Source organism: Myxococcus dinghuensis, assembly GCF_024198235.1.
GTDB lineage: Bacteria > Myxococcota > Myxococcia > Myxococcales > Myxococcaceae > Myxococcus > Myxococcus dinghuensis.
The window spans coordinates 323,709-338,003 of the sequence record NZ_JAKCFB010000004.1 but is presented as its reverse complement, the minus strand read 5'-3'; the positions used below and the strand labels follow the sequence as shown (position 1 = coordinate 338,003).

Annotated in this window: 13 protein-coding genes; 8 read left to right on the top strand and 5 right to left on the bottom strand. The window is 70.8% G+C overall.

Features of this window, described 5'->3' with window-relative positions; translation table 11 throughout:
* Position 1: 1 nt before the first annotated feature.
* Together LZ198_RS08335 and LZ198_RS08330 are read left to right on the top strand one after the other, a co-directional pair.
* Positions 2-757: an alpha/beta fold hydrolase gene (locus LZ198_RS08335; RefSeq protein WP_253971350.1), complete on the top strand. Its 756-nt coding sequence runs from the start codon at positions 2-4 to the stop codon at positions 755-757.
* A gap of 474 nt (positions 758-1,231) precedes the next feature.
* A complete protein-coding gene (locus LZ198_RS08330; RefSeq protein ID WP_253971349.1) occupies positions 1,232-1,867 on the top strand; it encodes an SGNH/GDSL hydrolase family protein in 636 nt (211 codons plus the stop codon).
* Positions 1,868-1,885: 18 nt separating this feature from the next.
* Here the strand turns inward: LZ198_RS08330 and LZ198_RS08325 are convergent, their stop codons facing one another.
* A complete protein-coding gene (locus LZ198_RS08325) occupies positions 1,886-2,767 on the bottom strand; it encodes a GspE/PulE/PilB domain-containing protein (protein WP_253971348.1) in 882 nt (293 codons plus the stop codon).
* A gap of 78 nt (positions 2,768-2,845) precedes the next feature.
* Positions 2,846-3,214, bottom strand: a complete 369-nt coding sequence (locus LZ198_RS08320; RefSeq protein ID WP_253971347.1) for a Spx/MgsR family RNA polymerase-binding regulatory protein — start codon at positions 3,212-3,214, stop codon at positions 2,846-2,848.
* Positions 3,215-3,262: 48 nt separating this feature from the next.
* On the opposite strand from LZ198_RS08320, the gene LZ198_RS08315 reads away from it, so the two are divergent.
* A complete protein-coding gene (locus tag LZ198_RS08315; RefSeq protein ID WP_323382162.1) occupies positions 3,263-4,645 on the top strand; it encodes a right-handed parallel beta-helix repeat-containing protein in 1,383 nt (460 codons plus the stop codon).
* Between the two features lie 31 nt (positions 4,646-4,676).
* Here LZ198_RS08315 and LZ198_RS08310 read toward each other — a convergent pair whose 3' ends face one another.
* Positions 4,677-5,567, bottom strand: a complete 891-nt coding sequence (locus LZ198_RS08310) for a LysR family transcriptional regulator (protein WP_253971346.1) — start codon at positions 5,565-5,567, stop codon at positions 4,677-4,679.
* 180 nt (positions 5,568-5,747) lie between these two features.
* Here LZ198_RS08310 and LZ198_RS08305 point away from each other — a divergent pair, with 180 nt between their 5' ends.
* The 4 genes from LZ198_RS08305 to LZ198_RS08290 all read left to right on the top strand — a co-directional run bounded on the left by LZ198_RS08305 (position 5,748) and on the right by LZ198_RS08290 (position 10,839).
* A complete protein-coding gene (locus LZ198_RS08305; RefSeq protein WP_253971345.1) occupies positions 5,748-6,473 on the top strand; it encodes an outer membrane beta-barrel protein in 726 nt (241 codons plus the stop codon).
* A 224-nt stretch (positions 6,474-6,697) separates the two neighbouring features.
* Positions 6,698-7,411, top strand: a complete 714-nt coding sequence (rpiA, locus tag LZ198_RS08300; protein WP_253971344.1) for a ribose-5-phosphate isomerase RpiA — start codon at positions 6,698-6,700, stop codon at positions 7,409-7,411.
* A 354-nt stretch (positions 7,412-7,765) separates the two neighbouring features.
* Positions 7,766-9,382 (top strand): DUF1592 domain-containing protein, encoded by a 1,617-nt coding sequence (locus LZ198_RS08295; RefSeq protein ID WP_253971343.1) that lies wholly within the window; start codon positions 7,766-7,768, stop codon positions 9,380-9,382.
* A gap of 5 nt (positions 9,383-9,387) precedes the next feature.
* Positions 9,388-10,839, top strand: a complete 1,452-nt coding sequence (locus LZ198_RS08290; RefSeq protein ID WP_253971342.1) for a DUF1552 domain-containing protein — start codon at positions 9,388-9,390, stop codon at positions 10,837-10,839.
* Here LZ198_RS08290 and LZ198_RS08285 read toward each other — a convergent pair.
* Both LZ198_RS08285 and LZ198_RS08280 read right to left on the bottom strand, forming a co-directional pair.
* Complete coding sequence (locus tag LZ198_RS08285; RefSeq protein ID WP_253971341.1) at positions 10,811-11,863, bottom strand: metal-dependent hydrolase; 1,053 nt, start codon at positions 11,861-11,863, stop codon at positions 10,811-10,813. The two genes, LZ198_RS08290 and LZ198_RS08285, sit on opposite strands and share 29 nt — an antisense overlap.
* 106 nt (positions 11,864-11,969) lie before the next feature.
* A complete protein-coding gene (locus LZ198_RS08280; protein ID WP_253971340.1) occupies positions 11,970-13,280 on the bottom strand; it encodes a pectinacetylesterase family protein in 1,311 nt (436 codons plus the stop codon).
* A gap of 170 nt (positions 13,281-13,450) precedes the next feature.
* On the opposite strand from LZ198_RS08280, the gene LZ198_RS08275 reads away from it, so the two are divergent.
* The gene (locus LZ198_RS08275; RefSeq protein WP_253971339.1) at positions 13,451-14,134 is read left to right on the top strand and encodes a hypothetical protein; all 684 of its coding nucleotides are present in this window, start codon (positions 13,451-13,453) and stop codon (positions 14,132-14,134) included.
* The last annotated feature ends 161 nt before the right edge of the window (positions 14,135-14,295 follow it).

Here is a 14,295-nt window from a genome sequence, read left to right as displayed (position 1 = left end):
CATGCGCTCGGAAGTCCAGTTGACGGAGTGGGAGCAGGGCAGGGGACCGAGGGTCCTCCTGCTGCCAGGGTTGGGCGCCCGGGGTGTGGGCTTCCGCGCGCTCGCCGAACGACTGGCGGACGTCTGCCGTCCCGTCCTCGTCGAGTACCCGGAGGGGCGGCACGCGGCGGTGGGCGCTGCGGGGCTCGCGAGGCAGGTGTGGCGCGCGGCGCGGGAGATGGACGCGGTGGTGGCCAGCTCCTTCGGGGGCATGGTGGCGGCGCACCTGGCCGCCGCGGGGGCGGCGCGTGGGGTCGCGTTCCTGGGCTCGTTCACGCACACGTCCCAACTGGGAGTGCGGGGGCGGCTCATCGGGATGATGGGGCCCATCGCGGTGTGGGGGCGGCCGGGGGTCGTCGCCGCGGGGCTCGCGGCGTGGCGCCTCGTGACCTCGGGACGGGCGCCGGACGTGGTGCCCATGACGCCCCTGGAGCGCGAGACGACCTGGCACCGCGCGAGGGCCATCCACTCCGAACCGCCGCCACCGACGCTGCGCGACCTGAGCGTCTCCTGCGTCTGCATCCAGGGGGCTCGCGACGTGCTGGTGCCCCCGGTGACGATGGACCGTCTGGCGGAGGTGCTGCCCGAGGGGACTCCCCGGCACCTGCTGCGTGGGGCGGGTCATGTCCCCTACTTCACGCATCCTCGCGAGTGCGCGGCGCTGCTGGAGCCGTGGCTCCGCGCGCTGTCAACGGAGGAACGCGTGTCGGTCGCATGACGCGAGGGCCCTTCGTCCCGCGTGACGCGCAAGGGGACGAAAGGGGGGATGTACCTGCCCGTCGCGGCCCGGTAGCGTGCGCCGCGAATGCAGAACCGCTTCACGTGTGCCCTCGTCGTCCTCGCCGTCCTGTCCACCGCGTCCGTCCACGCGCAGACGCCGGACGCGTCCGTTGCCCCCGCCCCGGTGCGCCCCGAGGCTGAAGCGCGGACCTCCGCGCCCGTGTCCTCGGCGTCGGCCGGCGCTGCACCCGTTTCGGCACGGCCAGCGCCGTCGGCCTCCTCCGGCGTTGCAGCCGCCCCCGCGCAGTCCGTGCCTTCGGCGCCCGCTGGCGTTGCACCGGTCCCGGCACAGCCAGCGCCCTCGTCGGCCACCGGTGCTGCACCGGTCACGGCACAACAGCCAACGCCCTCGGCGACCGCCGGTGTTGCACCCACCTCCGCGCCCGCCGCTCCAGCGGAGCGTCCGCACTCCGTGCTCCTGCTGGGGGACAGCCTCATCGCGACGGGCTTCGGTGACTACCTCCTGGCGAGGTTGGAGGCGCATCCCCTCATCCGCGCTTCGCGTCGGGCGCGCTCCTCCACGGGGCTGGCGCGGCCGGACTATTTCGACTGGATGGCGGTGGGCGAGGAAGAGGTGAAGCGCCATCAGCCGGACGTGGTGGTGGTCATCCTCGGGGGCAACGACGGACAGTCGTTGCTGGAGCGGAGCGGCGGCAAGCCCGTGCACTGGGGCAAGCCCGAGTGGGAGGAGGCCTACCGGCGGCGCCTCGACTCCTTCGCGAGCGTCATCTCCGCGCCAGGACGGAAGATCGTCTGGCTGGAGCTGCCGGCGACGGGCCTCAAGCGCTTCGAGCAGAAGCTGGGCGTCATCCGGGACCTCCAGCGGGAGGTCATCGGCGCGCGCGCGGACGCGCGTTACGTCGACACGCGGGCCTTCTTCACGGACGCCCAGGGCCGCGCGCTGCTGCACGCGCGCGTGGAGGGGTTCCGCAAACCCATGAAGCTGCGCATGGACGACGGCGTCCACTTCACCATCGCGGGCGGGCGGTACTTCGCGAGCAAGGTGTACCCGGAGGTGCTGGGCGCGCTCGGCCTGGCGCAAGGGTAGGGCGCGGGCCGCGTCGCCTCAGGGCGAGTGGTGTGAGGAGTCGGAGTCGCCCGCCAGCGACGAGCCGGGACCGCGTCCCCGCAGCCTGCGCACGGCGCGCAGCAGCAGCTCCTCGTCGCGCGGGTTGGCCAGGAAGCCCCGGGCCCCCAACTGCCGCGCCCGCTCGAAGCCCTCGTCATCCGACGTCCCATGCACGATGAGCGCGCCCTCGATGCGGACCTCCCCGGCCAGCAGTCCCTCCATGGCCTGGATGGGCGCGAGCACGACGTCCTCCGGCCGCGTGTGGAGCACGTCGAGCGGTGTGGCGACGCGGGCCTGATAGCCGTGTCGCGCCAACTGCCGGGAGATGAGCACCGCCGTGACGGGGGGCCAGCCGTAGAGCAGGAGCGGTCCGCCCGGTGAGGGCGCCGCCGGCGTGCTGGGCTCCGCGGGCTCGTCGATGCCATACAGCCGCGCGAGCGCGTGGGTCAGCGCCGTGTCGGACGCGACGTGGGCCTCGACGCGTGGCTTGCCGGTGACGGCGCGCACGGCATCGACGGCCTCGAGCGACACGGGGGCGGGCAGGGCGATGTGCAGCACCTCGCGCTCCCCCTGCTCCAGCGCGACGTGCTCGATGCGCAGCGGCACCGCGCGGTACTGCCGGGCGATGCGGGCGGGGATGAGCGCGGCCATGGCCGGGTCGAGCACCTGACGCTCCAGGTCCACCGCCTCCACGCCCAACTGCACGGCGAGGCCCCGGAGCACGTCCGCTTCCGAGCACACGCCCTCCCGCACCAGCGCTCGCCCGAGCGGCACGTGGGTCTCGTGGTGGTGGACCAGCCCGAGCCGGAGCTGGGCGCGGTTGAGCACCCCCATCTCCACGAGGATTTCCCCGAGCGGTCTCCTGGCGCCAGATTCCATCGCGAAAGAATGAATCTTCACGCTGTGGCGCGTTCCGCCAGGGGCGACCGCCGGGCCGCCCGCTCCGTCGCCCGCTCCTCAGCCGCGCGAGCCGAAGTGTCCGGCCCACGCCTCGGGCTTGAAGCCCACCAGCACCTTCTGTCCATCGACCAGGACGGGGCGCTTGACGAGCTTGCCGTCCGCCGCGAGCCACTGGCGCAGTTGCGCGTCTGTCGCCGAGTCCACCTTGGCCTTCCCGAGCGCGCGGTAGCTCATGCCGCTGGTGTTCAACCACTTGCGCACGGACAGGCCGCTGCGGTCGATCCACTGCGCCAGCTCCGCCTCCGTCGGGGGCTCATCGACGATGGGGCGCACCCGGGCGGAGATGCCCTGGGTCTGGAGCCACTTCAGGGCGTTCTTGCAGGTGGAACATCCCGAATACGCGAGGACGAGGACTTCGTTCGACATGGAGCGCTTCTATCAAGCCGGACGTCGTTTGCGAGCGGAAGGGACGCCGTGCTAGCGCGCGTTTCCATGGTCTTCTTCCGCTCCAGGTCCGTGGTGCTGTCGTTCGCGCTCGTCGCACTCGTCGTCGCCTGCTCCTCCTCGCCAGACGAGCCCGGCGTCGACGACGGTGGCCTGCCCGACGCGGGGGATGGTGGCCTGCCCGACGCGGGCGATGGCGGCCGCCCGCCCCCGGACGATGGCGGCGACCCGGGCCCGGGCGACGGCGGCGACCCCGACCCGGGAGACGGAGGCGTCTCCGACGCCGGGGACGGCGGCCCCATCATCGTCGTGCCCGGGGACGGTGGCACTGTCGTCACCGGGACGCTGGCCGGCACGCTGACGGTGGCGGGCTCTCCCTACCGCGTCATCGGCGATGCGAACGGAATCGTCGTCATCCCCAAGCGCCAGGTCCTCACCGTGCAGCCCGGCGTCGTCATCGACTTCGTGGGTCGCCCGGACGTGACGGAGGCGGACGTGGAGGCGCAGGCGCCCAACAGCGTGATGAACCACCAGAAGGGGCGCGTGGAGATGCGCGTGTACGGCGCCATCCAGGTGCGTGGCACCGCGGAGGCGCCCGTGGTGTTCACCTCCACCAACCCGTATGGCTGGTGGGGCCTGAACTTCTACGGGGCCGACTCCGTGGGAGACGGTGACCCGGTGTTCGAGCACATGATCTTCGAGAAGGTGCGCAAGAACGAATACAACGGCACCCGCGAGTGGACGCGCGGCGCGCTGTGGGCCTACTACCCGGGGCCGGTGACCATCCGCCACGCGCTCTTCCGGGACAACGTGTCGGCGGCGAAGTGCGGCGCGCTGGACCTGATGTTCACGGTGGCCTCGCACGTGGAGGACTCGACCTTCGAGAACAACCGCACGTCGGAGATCGACCGCTTCGCCCAGACGGGGACGTCTTCCATGGCGGGCGGTGGGGCCATGTGCGTGACACACGGTCGTGACTCGGTGGTGAGCAGGAACGTCTTCCGGAACAACGGGCTGGAGGCGTTCGGTGGCGCCGTCACGGACCACCTGACGCCCCGGGCCATCCTGGCGTGGCCCAATCCGCAGAACACCTACGACCTGGGCGGCGGCGGCGCGCTGCACTACTTCCAGCCGAGCAACGACCTCATCGAGAACAACGTCTTCGAGGGCAACTTCGTGACGCAGGGACCGGCGTCCGTCATCTACGTGGAGGACGTGGGCACCCGTGGCGTCACGCTCCGGGGCAACCGCTTCACCTCGAACCGCGCGGGCTCCGGCGGCGTGGTGGTGTGCAACCGGGGCAGCGGCGGCGTGGAGCTCGTGGTGGCCACGGACAACGTGTTCACCGGCAACACCGCCAATGGCAAGGCGGCGGCGAACGTGTCGGGAGACTGCACCACGGCCGCGCAGTAGCACCCGGGCGCCGGCGCCTGGAGCCCTCCCGCTACTGGGGCGGCTCCAGGCCGGTGAGCGCCTTCACCACCCGGCGCGCGGCGCGGCCCAGGCGCACCCCCGAGCGGTGGTACAGCTTGGGCAGGAACGCGTGCGTGGAGCCGCTCGCGGGCTTGAGCAGCTTGAGCTCGCCCCGACGCAGCTCGCGCGACGCCAGGTGCTCCGGCAGCCAGCCGTAGCCCAGCCCCTCCAGGATGGCGGCCTTCTTCGCCGCGAAGTCGTTGAGGTGCACGGTGGAGCGCAGCTCCAGCGACACCGTGCTCAGTTGCAACCGGGGGTCGGAGCCGCGCACGGTGAGCAGCAGGTGTTCGGCCAGCTCCTCCTCCTTCAGCGCCCCCCGCCGCCTGCGCGCGAGCGGATGGCTGCGGTGGGCCACCAGCAGCGCCTTCAGCTCCGGCAGCGCGTAGCTGCGCAGCCCCGGCAACGACGGCGGGAGCACGGACACCATCAGGTCCGCCTCGTCCCGGACGAACGCCGCCTCCACCCCCGCCAGGAACTCCGACGACACGTGGAAGCGCGTGCCCGCTCCCTCCGTCCGGAGCGATTTCACCACCCGCAAAAGAGGCTCCGCGGGGAAGACGCCATCGAACACGATGCGCAGCGTGGGCTCCCAGCCGGCCCGAATCTCCGCGCACGTGGCCTCCAGCTCGCGTTCCGCTGTCAGCAGTTTTCGACAGTGTTCCAACACGCGCTCCCCGGCGGAGGTGAGCCGGGTGCGGTAGCCGCGCCGGTCGAGCAGCTCCAGCTCCGTCTGCTCCTCCAGCGTGCGCAGCGCGTACAGCACCGCGGTGTGCCCCTTGCCCAACGCCTGGGCCGCGGCGGTGAAGGTGCCGTGTCGGGCGAGCGCATCGAGCGCCCGGGCCTGCTCCAACGTGACGTTCATGGGCACATTGTGCACGCTCCTGACAGTCCGAGCGGACCCACCTGCGCTTCGACGAACCGCGTCGGTTCTGACGCGCCGCGACTTACATGTGAAACACGCGACGCCCTAGAGTGAACACTCCACTCGATGGAGGGGTTTATGTCGCGAAGGCTGTGTTGGGCCCTGGCAGGTGCGGTTGTCTTGGGTTCCGCGGTGGCAGGCGCGCAGGAAGTCCAGACGTCGAAGCAGGAGTTCAGTGATCCGACCGGCTTGGAGTTGACCGTGGGCCTGGGGTTCCAGGCGGGCGCGGGTTACGTCTACAAGAACGGAGAGCGGTTGGACAACACGCGGGGCGACGTGAAGCTCAGCGACGGTGCCAACGGCGGTGTGCCGGTGCTCGTGGAGCTGGGGTACCGGCTCAGTCCGAAGTGGTTCGTGGGCGCGTACGGTCAGTTCTCGTACATCCTCACGAAGGAGAACCCGTACTCGTGCCCGTCGGGCTTCGACTGCACGGCCACGCAACTGCGGTTCGGTCCGCATGTGCAGTATCACTTCTCACCGGAGGCCTCGTTCGACCCGTTCGTCGGCCTGGGCTTCGGCATCGCCATCCTGAACGTGAAGAACTCCGGCACCATCCCCGTGCCCACGCCCGCTGGCACGCTCAACGCGGGCTTCGACCTCGACAGCCAGACGCGAGGCCCGGAGTTCGTCAACGTGACGGTGGGTGGCAAGTGGCGCCTGGGGAACTCGCTCTCCTTCGGGCCGTACCTCACCGCGGGCTACGCCAGCTACACGGCGCGCTCCGGCACCACCAAGGTGTCGCTGCCCGCGCCGGTGAACCAGTCCACGGAGTCCCCGCTGACGTACGCGGACAATGGCCCGAACCTGGCCATCATGCTGGGCTTCCGTGCCACGCTGAACCCCTGAGTCTTCCCCGGGAGCCCTGGTCGCCATCCAGGGCTCCCGGGAGTCAGGCGCGCGGCGAGCCCTCCCCGGGCCCCGCGCGTCGTCCGCCCCCTGGCGCGAGTGCCCCCGTGAGGGCCGCCGAAGGGGCGCTGGGCGGACGAAGGTCCCCCCGCTCGTCGTCTCCACCCGCCCACCGCGAAGGGATGTACCTTTCGCGCGAGGGCCCTGGCGCGAGGAGCGGTGTGATGGGAAGCGACGCGAGTGCAGAGACGGTCCGCTACAAGCGCGAGGCGGCATCCGCCGCCGTGGACCGCTTCTTCCAGCCCGGGATGCGGGTGGGGCTGGGCACGGGCAGCACCGCGGCCTTCGCGGTGCGCAGGCTGGCGGAGCTGCGCGCGGAGGGCCTGCTGCTCGACGTCGTCGGCGTGCCCACGTCGCGGGCCACGGAGGCCCTGGCGCGCGAGCTGGGCGTGCCGCTCACCACGCTGGAGGACGCCCCCGAACTCGAGGTGACCATCGACGGCGCGGACGAAGTGGCCCCGGACCTCTCCGTCATCAAGGGCGGCGGCGGCGCGCTCCTGCGCGAGAAGATCGTCGCCCAGGCCAGTCGCAGGCTCGTCATCGTCGCGGACAGCGCCAAGCTGTCGCCTCGGCTGGGCACGCACTGGCCCGTGCCCGTGGAGGTGCTGCCCTTCGGTTGGCGCTCGCAGCGGCGGTTCCTCGAGTCGCTCGGCGCTCGCGTCACGCCCCGGCCCGGCGTGGACGGGGCGCTGTTCCTCACGGACCAGGGCAACCTCGTGCTCGACTGCGCCTTCGGCCCCATCGAAGACGCGGCGTCGCTGGCCTCGCGACTGTGCTCGCGCGCGGGCCTCGTGGGGCATGGCCTCTTCCTCGACATGGTCCACGACCTCGTCGTGTCCGGCCCCGAGGGACTCGTGATGCGCGCGCGCCCGGCGTGAGCGACCCGCACGTCCGCTCTCTGTCCGAGCTGGCAATTGCACTTGGAGTCAGTGCGCGTGTGTCGCGTGGGTCACGCGCTACACCTCGCTCGCGCGCAGAACTTGCGTGATCGCGCGTGTGCAGGTCGATGGAGACGTAGGCCGCTGTCGGGCGTGATTCTCACGGGGCTGGAGGAACGTGGAGCGCAGCCCCCAATCGCGCCTCCATCTCTACAAAGCGGCTGCACGTCGCGACGGACGACGAGGTGCGGCAAAAAGGGGCAGTGGTGGTCGCCGCGCGCGGTTAGAATGCTCGACGCGCCAGCGCTTCAGAGGGGGTTTTCAGGGGCTGCTGGGTTCGAGGGTGCCTTCCGTATGCGAATGATTCGTTCCGTCATCCCCGCGGCACTGCTGCTCGTGTCCGCATCCTGCTCTGGAAACACACAGGGAGGAGGCGATCCTCCCGAGGTCTCCGAGGCATCCGCGGCGCGCGTGCGTCGCATCACCCGCGCGGAGTTCGACAGCAGCGTCTATGGCGTGGTGAAGAACCCCACCCCGGTGCCCATGGCGCAGCTTCTCGCGCCGGAGGACGCGATCCTCGGCTTCACGACGCACGACCGGCTCCAGGTGACGTCGCTGTTCGCCGACCAGCTCGACGGCATCGCCGAGCGCAACTGGGGTCCCATCGCGGCGGTCAACCTGACCAGCGATTGGGAGTGCGCGGCCGGCAAGAAGGAGGAGGACTGCGCGCGCGCCTTCATCCGCGGCCTGGCGGAGCGCGCCTTCCGTCGCGCGGTGACGGCGGAGGACGAGGCCGACCTGTTCGAGCTCTGGTCGGGGGTGCGCAAGGAATACGACCCCAAGACGGCGGCCCAGTTCGTCGTCCAGGCGGTCATCACCTCCGCCTCGTTCCTGTACCGCACGGAGCTGGGCGAGCCCGGCGCGGGCGCGAACAAGGTGGTGTGGCTGACGCAGCATGAAATCGCCACCGCGCTGTCGTATGCCATCTCCGGGGCCCCCCCGGACGCGGAGCTGCTCGCGGCGGCCTCCAACGGCGAGCTCAAGTCGGCCGACAACCGCGAGGCCCACGCGCGGCGGCTGCTGAAGACCGCGGCCTCCCAGACCTACCTCCAGCGCTTCATCGTCGAGTGGCTGGGCCTCACGGGCATGGCCAACATGAACAAGAACAACCAGGTGTTCACCGACTTCGGTGAGCCCTGGAAGGACTCCAGCCGCACGGAGACGAACACCTTCATCGCGCACGTGGTCAAGAACGAGGAGGCCTCCATCAAGGAACTCCTGACGGCCAACTACACGTTCGCGGACGGGCGCATGTCCTTCTTCTACGGCACGGAGACGACGCCGGACGGACGGATCGGCAAGGTGAAGTTGCCCGACTCCCGCGTGGGCATCCTGACCCACGCGGCGCTGCTGGCGACGTACTCGCTGTTCGACTCCAGCTCCCCCATCCGTCGCGGCAAGTTCGTCCTCACCCGGCTGTTGTGCCAGGAGGTCCCGCCGCCGCCGGCCACCATCCCCATCATCCCGCCCGCCGTCACCACCGACAGCACCACGCGCGCCCGCTTCGCCGCGCACACCAACAACCCGGCCTGCGCGGGCTGCCACCGCACCCTGGACCCCATCGGCTTCGGCATGGAGGACTACGACGGCGTGGGCAAGCTGCGCGCGACGGAGAACGGCCTCCCGGTGGACGCCACGGGCTCCATCGAGCACTCGAGCGGGACGTTCAACTTCACCGGCGGCGCCGCGCTCGCGCGCTTCCTCGCCGACAGCCCCGAGGTGGCCGACTGCGTGCCGCTCCAGTTGTTCCGCTACGTCATGGGCCGGGACGAGGTGACCGTCGACGCGCCGGCGCTGGCCGACATGCGCTCGCGCTTCCGCGCGGACCCGCGTCTGAAGCTGGGCGACGCCCTCGTGGGCCTCGTCCGCTCCCCGTACTTCGTCCACCGGCGCACCCTTTCCCCCGAGTAGCCACCATGCTTCGCGAACTCTCCCGTCGCTCCCTGCTCAAGGCGCTCGCTGGTTCCTCCGCGGCGCTCCCGTTGGCCAACCTGCTGGGCACCACGGATGCCTACGCCCAGGCCACGACGCCGCCGCTGCGCTTCATCGCGCTGTTCACCTCCCACGGCTGCCTGCCGGAGTATTGGAACCCCCAGGGCACGGAGACGGGCTTCACGCTCGACTTCGCCAACTCCATGCTCAGCCCGCTCCAGGACCTGCGCTCCAAGCTGCTCATCCTGGACGGCCTGGACTACCAGGTCCTCTACGAGCGCGGCCTGACGGGCCACGAGGGCGGCCCCGTCACCTTCCTCACCGGCAGCAAGGTGAACACCGCCAGCGGTGACGACCTGCCGGAGAGCGCCTCGCTCGACCAGGTGCTGGCGCAGAGCATCGGCGGGGCCACCAAGTTCCGCTCCCTGCAGCTCAACGCATGGGAGCAGTTCGGCGGCCAGCACGTCTACAACAGCATCAGCTTCACGGCCAACGGCAGCCGCGTCCCCTTCGAGCGCGACCCCGCGGGCGTCTTCTCGCGCCTGTTCGGCACGGCCCCCTCCACCCCCGGTTCGGACCCCGGAGAGGGCACCCGCAACAACGCGCGCAAGAAGAGCGTGCTGGACTTCCTCATCAAGGACGCCACGCGCCTGCAGAACCGGCTGGCGGGCGCCGAGCGGCAGAAGCTGGAGACCCACCTGGAGTCGCTGCGCGACATCGAGCGCCGCCTGACGACGCTGGGGCTGGGCACCCCCCACGTCGCCGCCAAGGGCTCCGTCTCCGCGATGCAGGAGGCCGAGTGCTCCCCCGGCACGCCGCCGCCGGCGTACGACGTGGGCCAGTTGGGCAACCTCACCAACATGCCCACGCTGACCAAGCTCCACATGGACCTCATCGCCCGCGCCTTCGCGTGTGATTTGACGCGCGTGGTGACGATGACCATCCCCGGCCCGTCCATGCCCTGGCTGGGCATCACCGAGGACACGCACAACGACCTGGCGCACCGCCTGGACGTGACCACCGAGCCGCTGCGCACGGAGATCCGCACCAAGATGGTGAAGGTCCAGCGCTGGTACGCCGAGCAGGTGGCCTACCTGATGAACCAGTTGGCGGCCATCCCCGAGGGCAGCGGCACCGCCCTGGACAACACGCTCATCCTCTGGGGCAACGAGCTGGGGGACGCCTCCGGCCACATGAACGTGCGCGTGCCCACGGTGCTCGCGGGCGGCGCGGGTGGGAAGTTCCGCATGGGCCGCTTCCTGCGCCTGCGTCCGGCCAACTCCAACCCGCTCGGCAGCTGGGGTGGCCCCGGCACGCCGCTGCCGGGCGCCGTCGCCCACAACAAGCTGCTGGTGTCCATCGCCCAGGCCTTCGGGGTGAACGTGAACACCTTCGGCCACCCGGACTTCAAGGGGCCGCTGTCGGGCCTGACCTGACGTCCTCCGGGCGCGGCGGGGGCTCCTCTCCGCCGCGCCACCGGCGCAGCAGCTCGGACGCGCTGCCGCCGCGCTCCAGCCGCGCGTCCGTCACCGCCCGCGCGGCGTCCACCCGCACGACGAAGGTGAGCGTCGGCTCGCCGCGCAGGTGGTAGCGCAGGTCGGCGATGCGCACCTCGCTGCCGCCCTCCACCGCCGCCACCGTGACCACGGGGAAGCGCGCCCAGGCCAGCGCCTCGCGCACCGTGGGGACCTCGCCCAGCTCCCGGGGGAGGGCGGCGGCCGGCGCGTGCACCCTGCGCGCCTCCTGGGGTTGCCCGGTCAGCGTCACGTCGCCCGCGGCCAGCAGGTCCCCGGGCAGTCGGGCCACGTAGCGCCACGTCCCGAAGGCGAGCGGCGCGGGGAAGACGCGCACCTGCTCGGCCTGGGGGTGGGCCGCGGCCACCCGTTGCGTCAGCAGCGCCCAGACCACGACGCGCGCGCCCACGTAGGCCGCCGAGCCCGCGAGCCCCACCCGGAGCGCCCACCACGCGCGGAGGGAGGCGCGCCAGCGCCACGCGAGCGCGGTGCCCACGACGAGCGGCAGCGTCACCCACGGGTCGACCACCACCGTCCAGTCCAGGCTGAGGCGCGCGTCGGAGAAGGGCAGCAGCACACGCGTGCCCCAGCCCGTCCACAGGTCCGGGAGCAGGTGCGCGAAGAGCGTGCTGGCGAGGCTCGTCAGGAGGAGGGGGCCCCACCGCGCGCCCCGGAAGAGGGCCTTGGCGGTAAGCGTGGCGACGAGCGCGACCACCGGGGCGAAGACGAGCGCGTGGGAGAGGCCCCGGTGCGCGTGCAGGGCCACCGTCACCGCGTCGCCGCGCGCCAACAGGGTGTCCAGGTCCGGCAACTCGGCCGCGAGCACGCTCGCCACCAGCGTGGCGCGGTCCGTGGCGGAGGGGCGCGCGGGGGCGCCGGGGGACACGTCCGGGCGGCGCAGCGCGCCGATGGCCAGCCCGAGCAGGCCGTGGGTGAGGTTGTCCATGCGCTGGATGCGTCTAGCGCTTCCACCTCACGAGGACCAGCGGCGGAGCGAAAGAGGTCCCTCGCCCCGCCGCCAGTCGGACGACTTCAACGAGACAGGTGCCGGGCTACCCGCCGAGCGCGCCGTTGATGAGCGGCGCGACGATCTGCATGCCCGGGTCCTCGTTGTTGTACCAGTTCACCGGCTCGTAGATGCGCACGCGCTGGTTGCCGTTGATCCACCGGGACAGGAACACGTCCATGCCCACCATCTCGCTGTAGCACTTGTACGTCTGGCCCCACGGCATCTCCAGGTACTCGTACCAGTAGCGCTTCTTCTCCATCTGCTGGCAGGCGTGCGAGCCGATGAAGGTGATGATGGTGCTGCAGTGGCTGGCGTTGATGGCGCGGTGGTGCGGGATGAAGTAGCTGAAGTTGTTGTACTGGTTCAGCTGCGCGACCATCGCGTCCTGGTCCACCTTCCAGTAGCCGTGCACGGACTCCTCGTCGTTCGGCGTGTGGAAGCGCTCGTAGGAGAAGCGCGAGTAGTTGTAGTCGCGCGTATAGCCCGTGTACGCGAGCTGGTCGTTGGGGAACTCCTGCGCCACCATGCGGTTGATGGTGCCGAAGTCATTGCGGTCGAACGACGCCGGCAGGGCGGCGAAGGACGAGTCCAGGTTCCACGAGGTGCGGATCTTGTCGTGCAGCGCGCGCGACTTCCAGTTGGCGTTGGGCGCCGGGAAGATGGGGCCGGAGTCGTTGAGCAGGTAGCCACGGGCCGGGTTCAGGATCTTGCGCGCGTAGTAGTAGCCCGCGGACGTCGCGGTGCCGCCGGCGCTGTAGCCCGTCATCAGGAACTTCTGGATGTTGGGGAACTGCGTCTTGGCGTAGTTCGCCACCGCCAGCGTGTTGTTGTAGCCGTTGTGGTGCCACACGAGCGGGGGGTTGGCGCCCGTGGGGTCCGCGTACGTCTTCACGTTGTTGCCGATGTGCACGTCGCCCGTGCAGTACGGCACGTAGACGATGTTCCAGTCCTTCGTCACCAGGTCCGTCTTGCTGCGGCCCGGCAGGCCCGGGTCCGCGCCGTTGACGAGCGGCGACACGTACTTCGCCGTGAATTGGGTGATGTAGTCGTCGGCGATGCCGTTGGGGTTGGCGGCACCCAGGATGCCCGCACGTCCGCTACACGTGTCGTAGTCCCAGCACGCGCCGCCGCCCTCGAGCAGCATCATGACGTTGGGCGAGTTGGTCTTGTGGACGAAGAACTTGAACTGGGAGCCATTGCCACACTTCGTCCCAGGCAGCTCCACCTTCTGCCAGTTGTAGTTGTTACCGCCGTCCACCAGCACGCTGACGATGGTCGAGACGATGACCTCCGCGCGAGAGACGCTGGGCACCAGCGCCACCGCCGCGAGGCAGGCCAAGAGTACGCGCTTCATGCTGACTCCTCCGGGTTTGGGGGGAAATCGGTTCTATAGCCCACGTTGACACGCGAGTCAGGAGGAGAATGTGTTGTTTCATGTTTTGGTCACCTGCGCGTCGTTGTGATGCATTGCGCCATGACAGGCGTTGGTTGCCATCCGCGGGAGGCGCGCGGTATTCGGACGCAATGTCCGACAACGTTGGCGCAACGCGCCTGGGATGGCTGGTGGGATTGGCGGCGCTCGTGCTCGTCGCCGCGCTCGCATACGTGCTCATCGCGCCGACGCCCGAATCCGAGACACCCCCCGTCGCGGCGGCGCCCTCCGCGCCCGCGGCGCCCGCCACGCCTCCCTCGACGGCGCCCGCTGCCGCGCCCGTGACGGGGAGCGTCATGAAAGACTATCTCAAGCCTCCCACCGTCGACGTGGCGCAGGGGGAGGACGGGCCCGCCAAGCCCTATCCCATCGATTTGGAGAAGCTGCGCGCGAAGCTGCCCGACAACCTCTACTGGTCGCTGGCGGCGCCGACGACGGACGCGGAGGTGTTGAAGAAGCGCGAGGATGACACGCGGCGTTGGAATGACGCATTCGGTCGCATCCAGTCCGGCGAGGCCACGGAGCAGGAGGTCCGCGACTACTACGCGCACCGACGCAAGGTGTCAGAAGACATGGTGCAGTTCGCCACGACGGTGATGGCGGACCATGGCGGCGAGCTGCCGGAGCGCGACCGGGGCCTGTACGAGCTGAGCATCAACATGCACCGCACCCGCCTGTCGGAGTACCCGCGCCAGGAAGAGGAGGCGCAGGCGCGCCGGCGCGAGCGGGAGGCGCTCCGCACCCAGTGGCGCGAGGGGCAGCCGTCGCCCCCCTGAGCGTGTCCCTGGGCCTGGCCTGCTCGGCGGGGGACGCGGGTTTCACCGGGCGCCCGCGTCGGCTCGCACCCTCCGTCCCCATCCTCGGGGCGGGCGGGCAGGCCTCGGGGGCGTCCGCGAGTGTTCGATGCTGGGCAGACGTGCGGGCAGTGGCGGTGGGG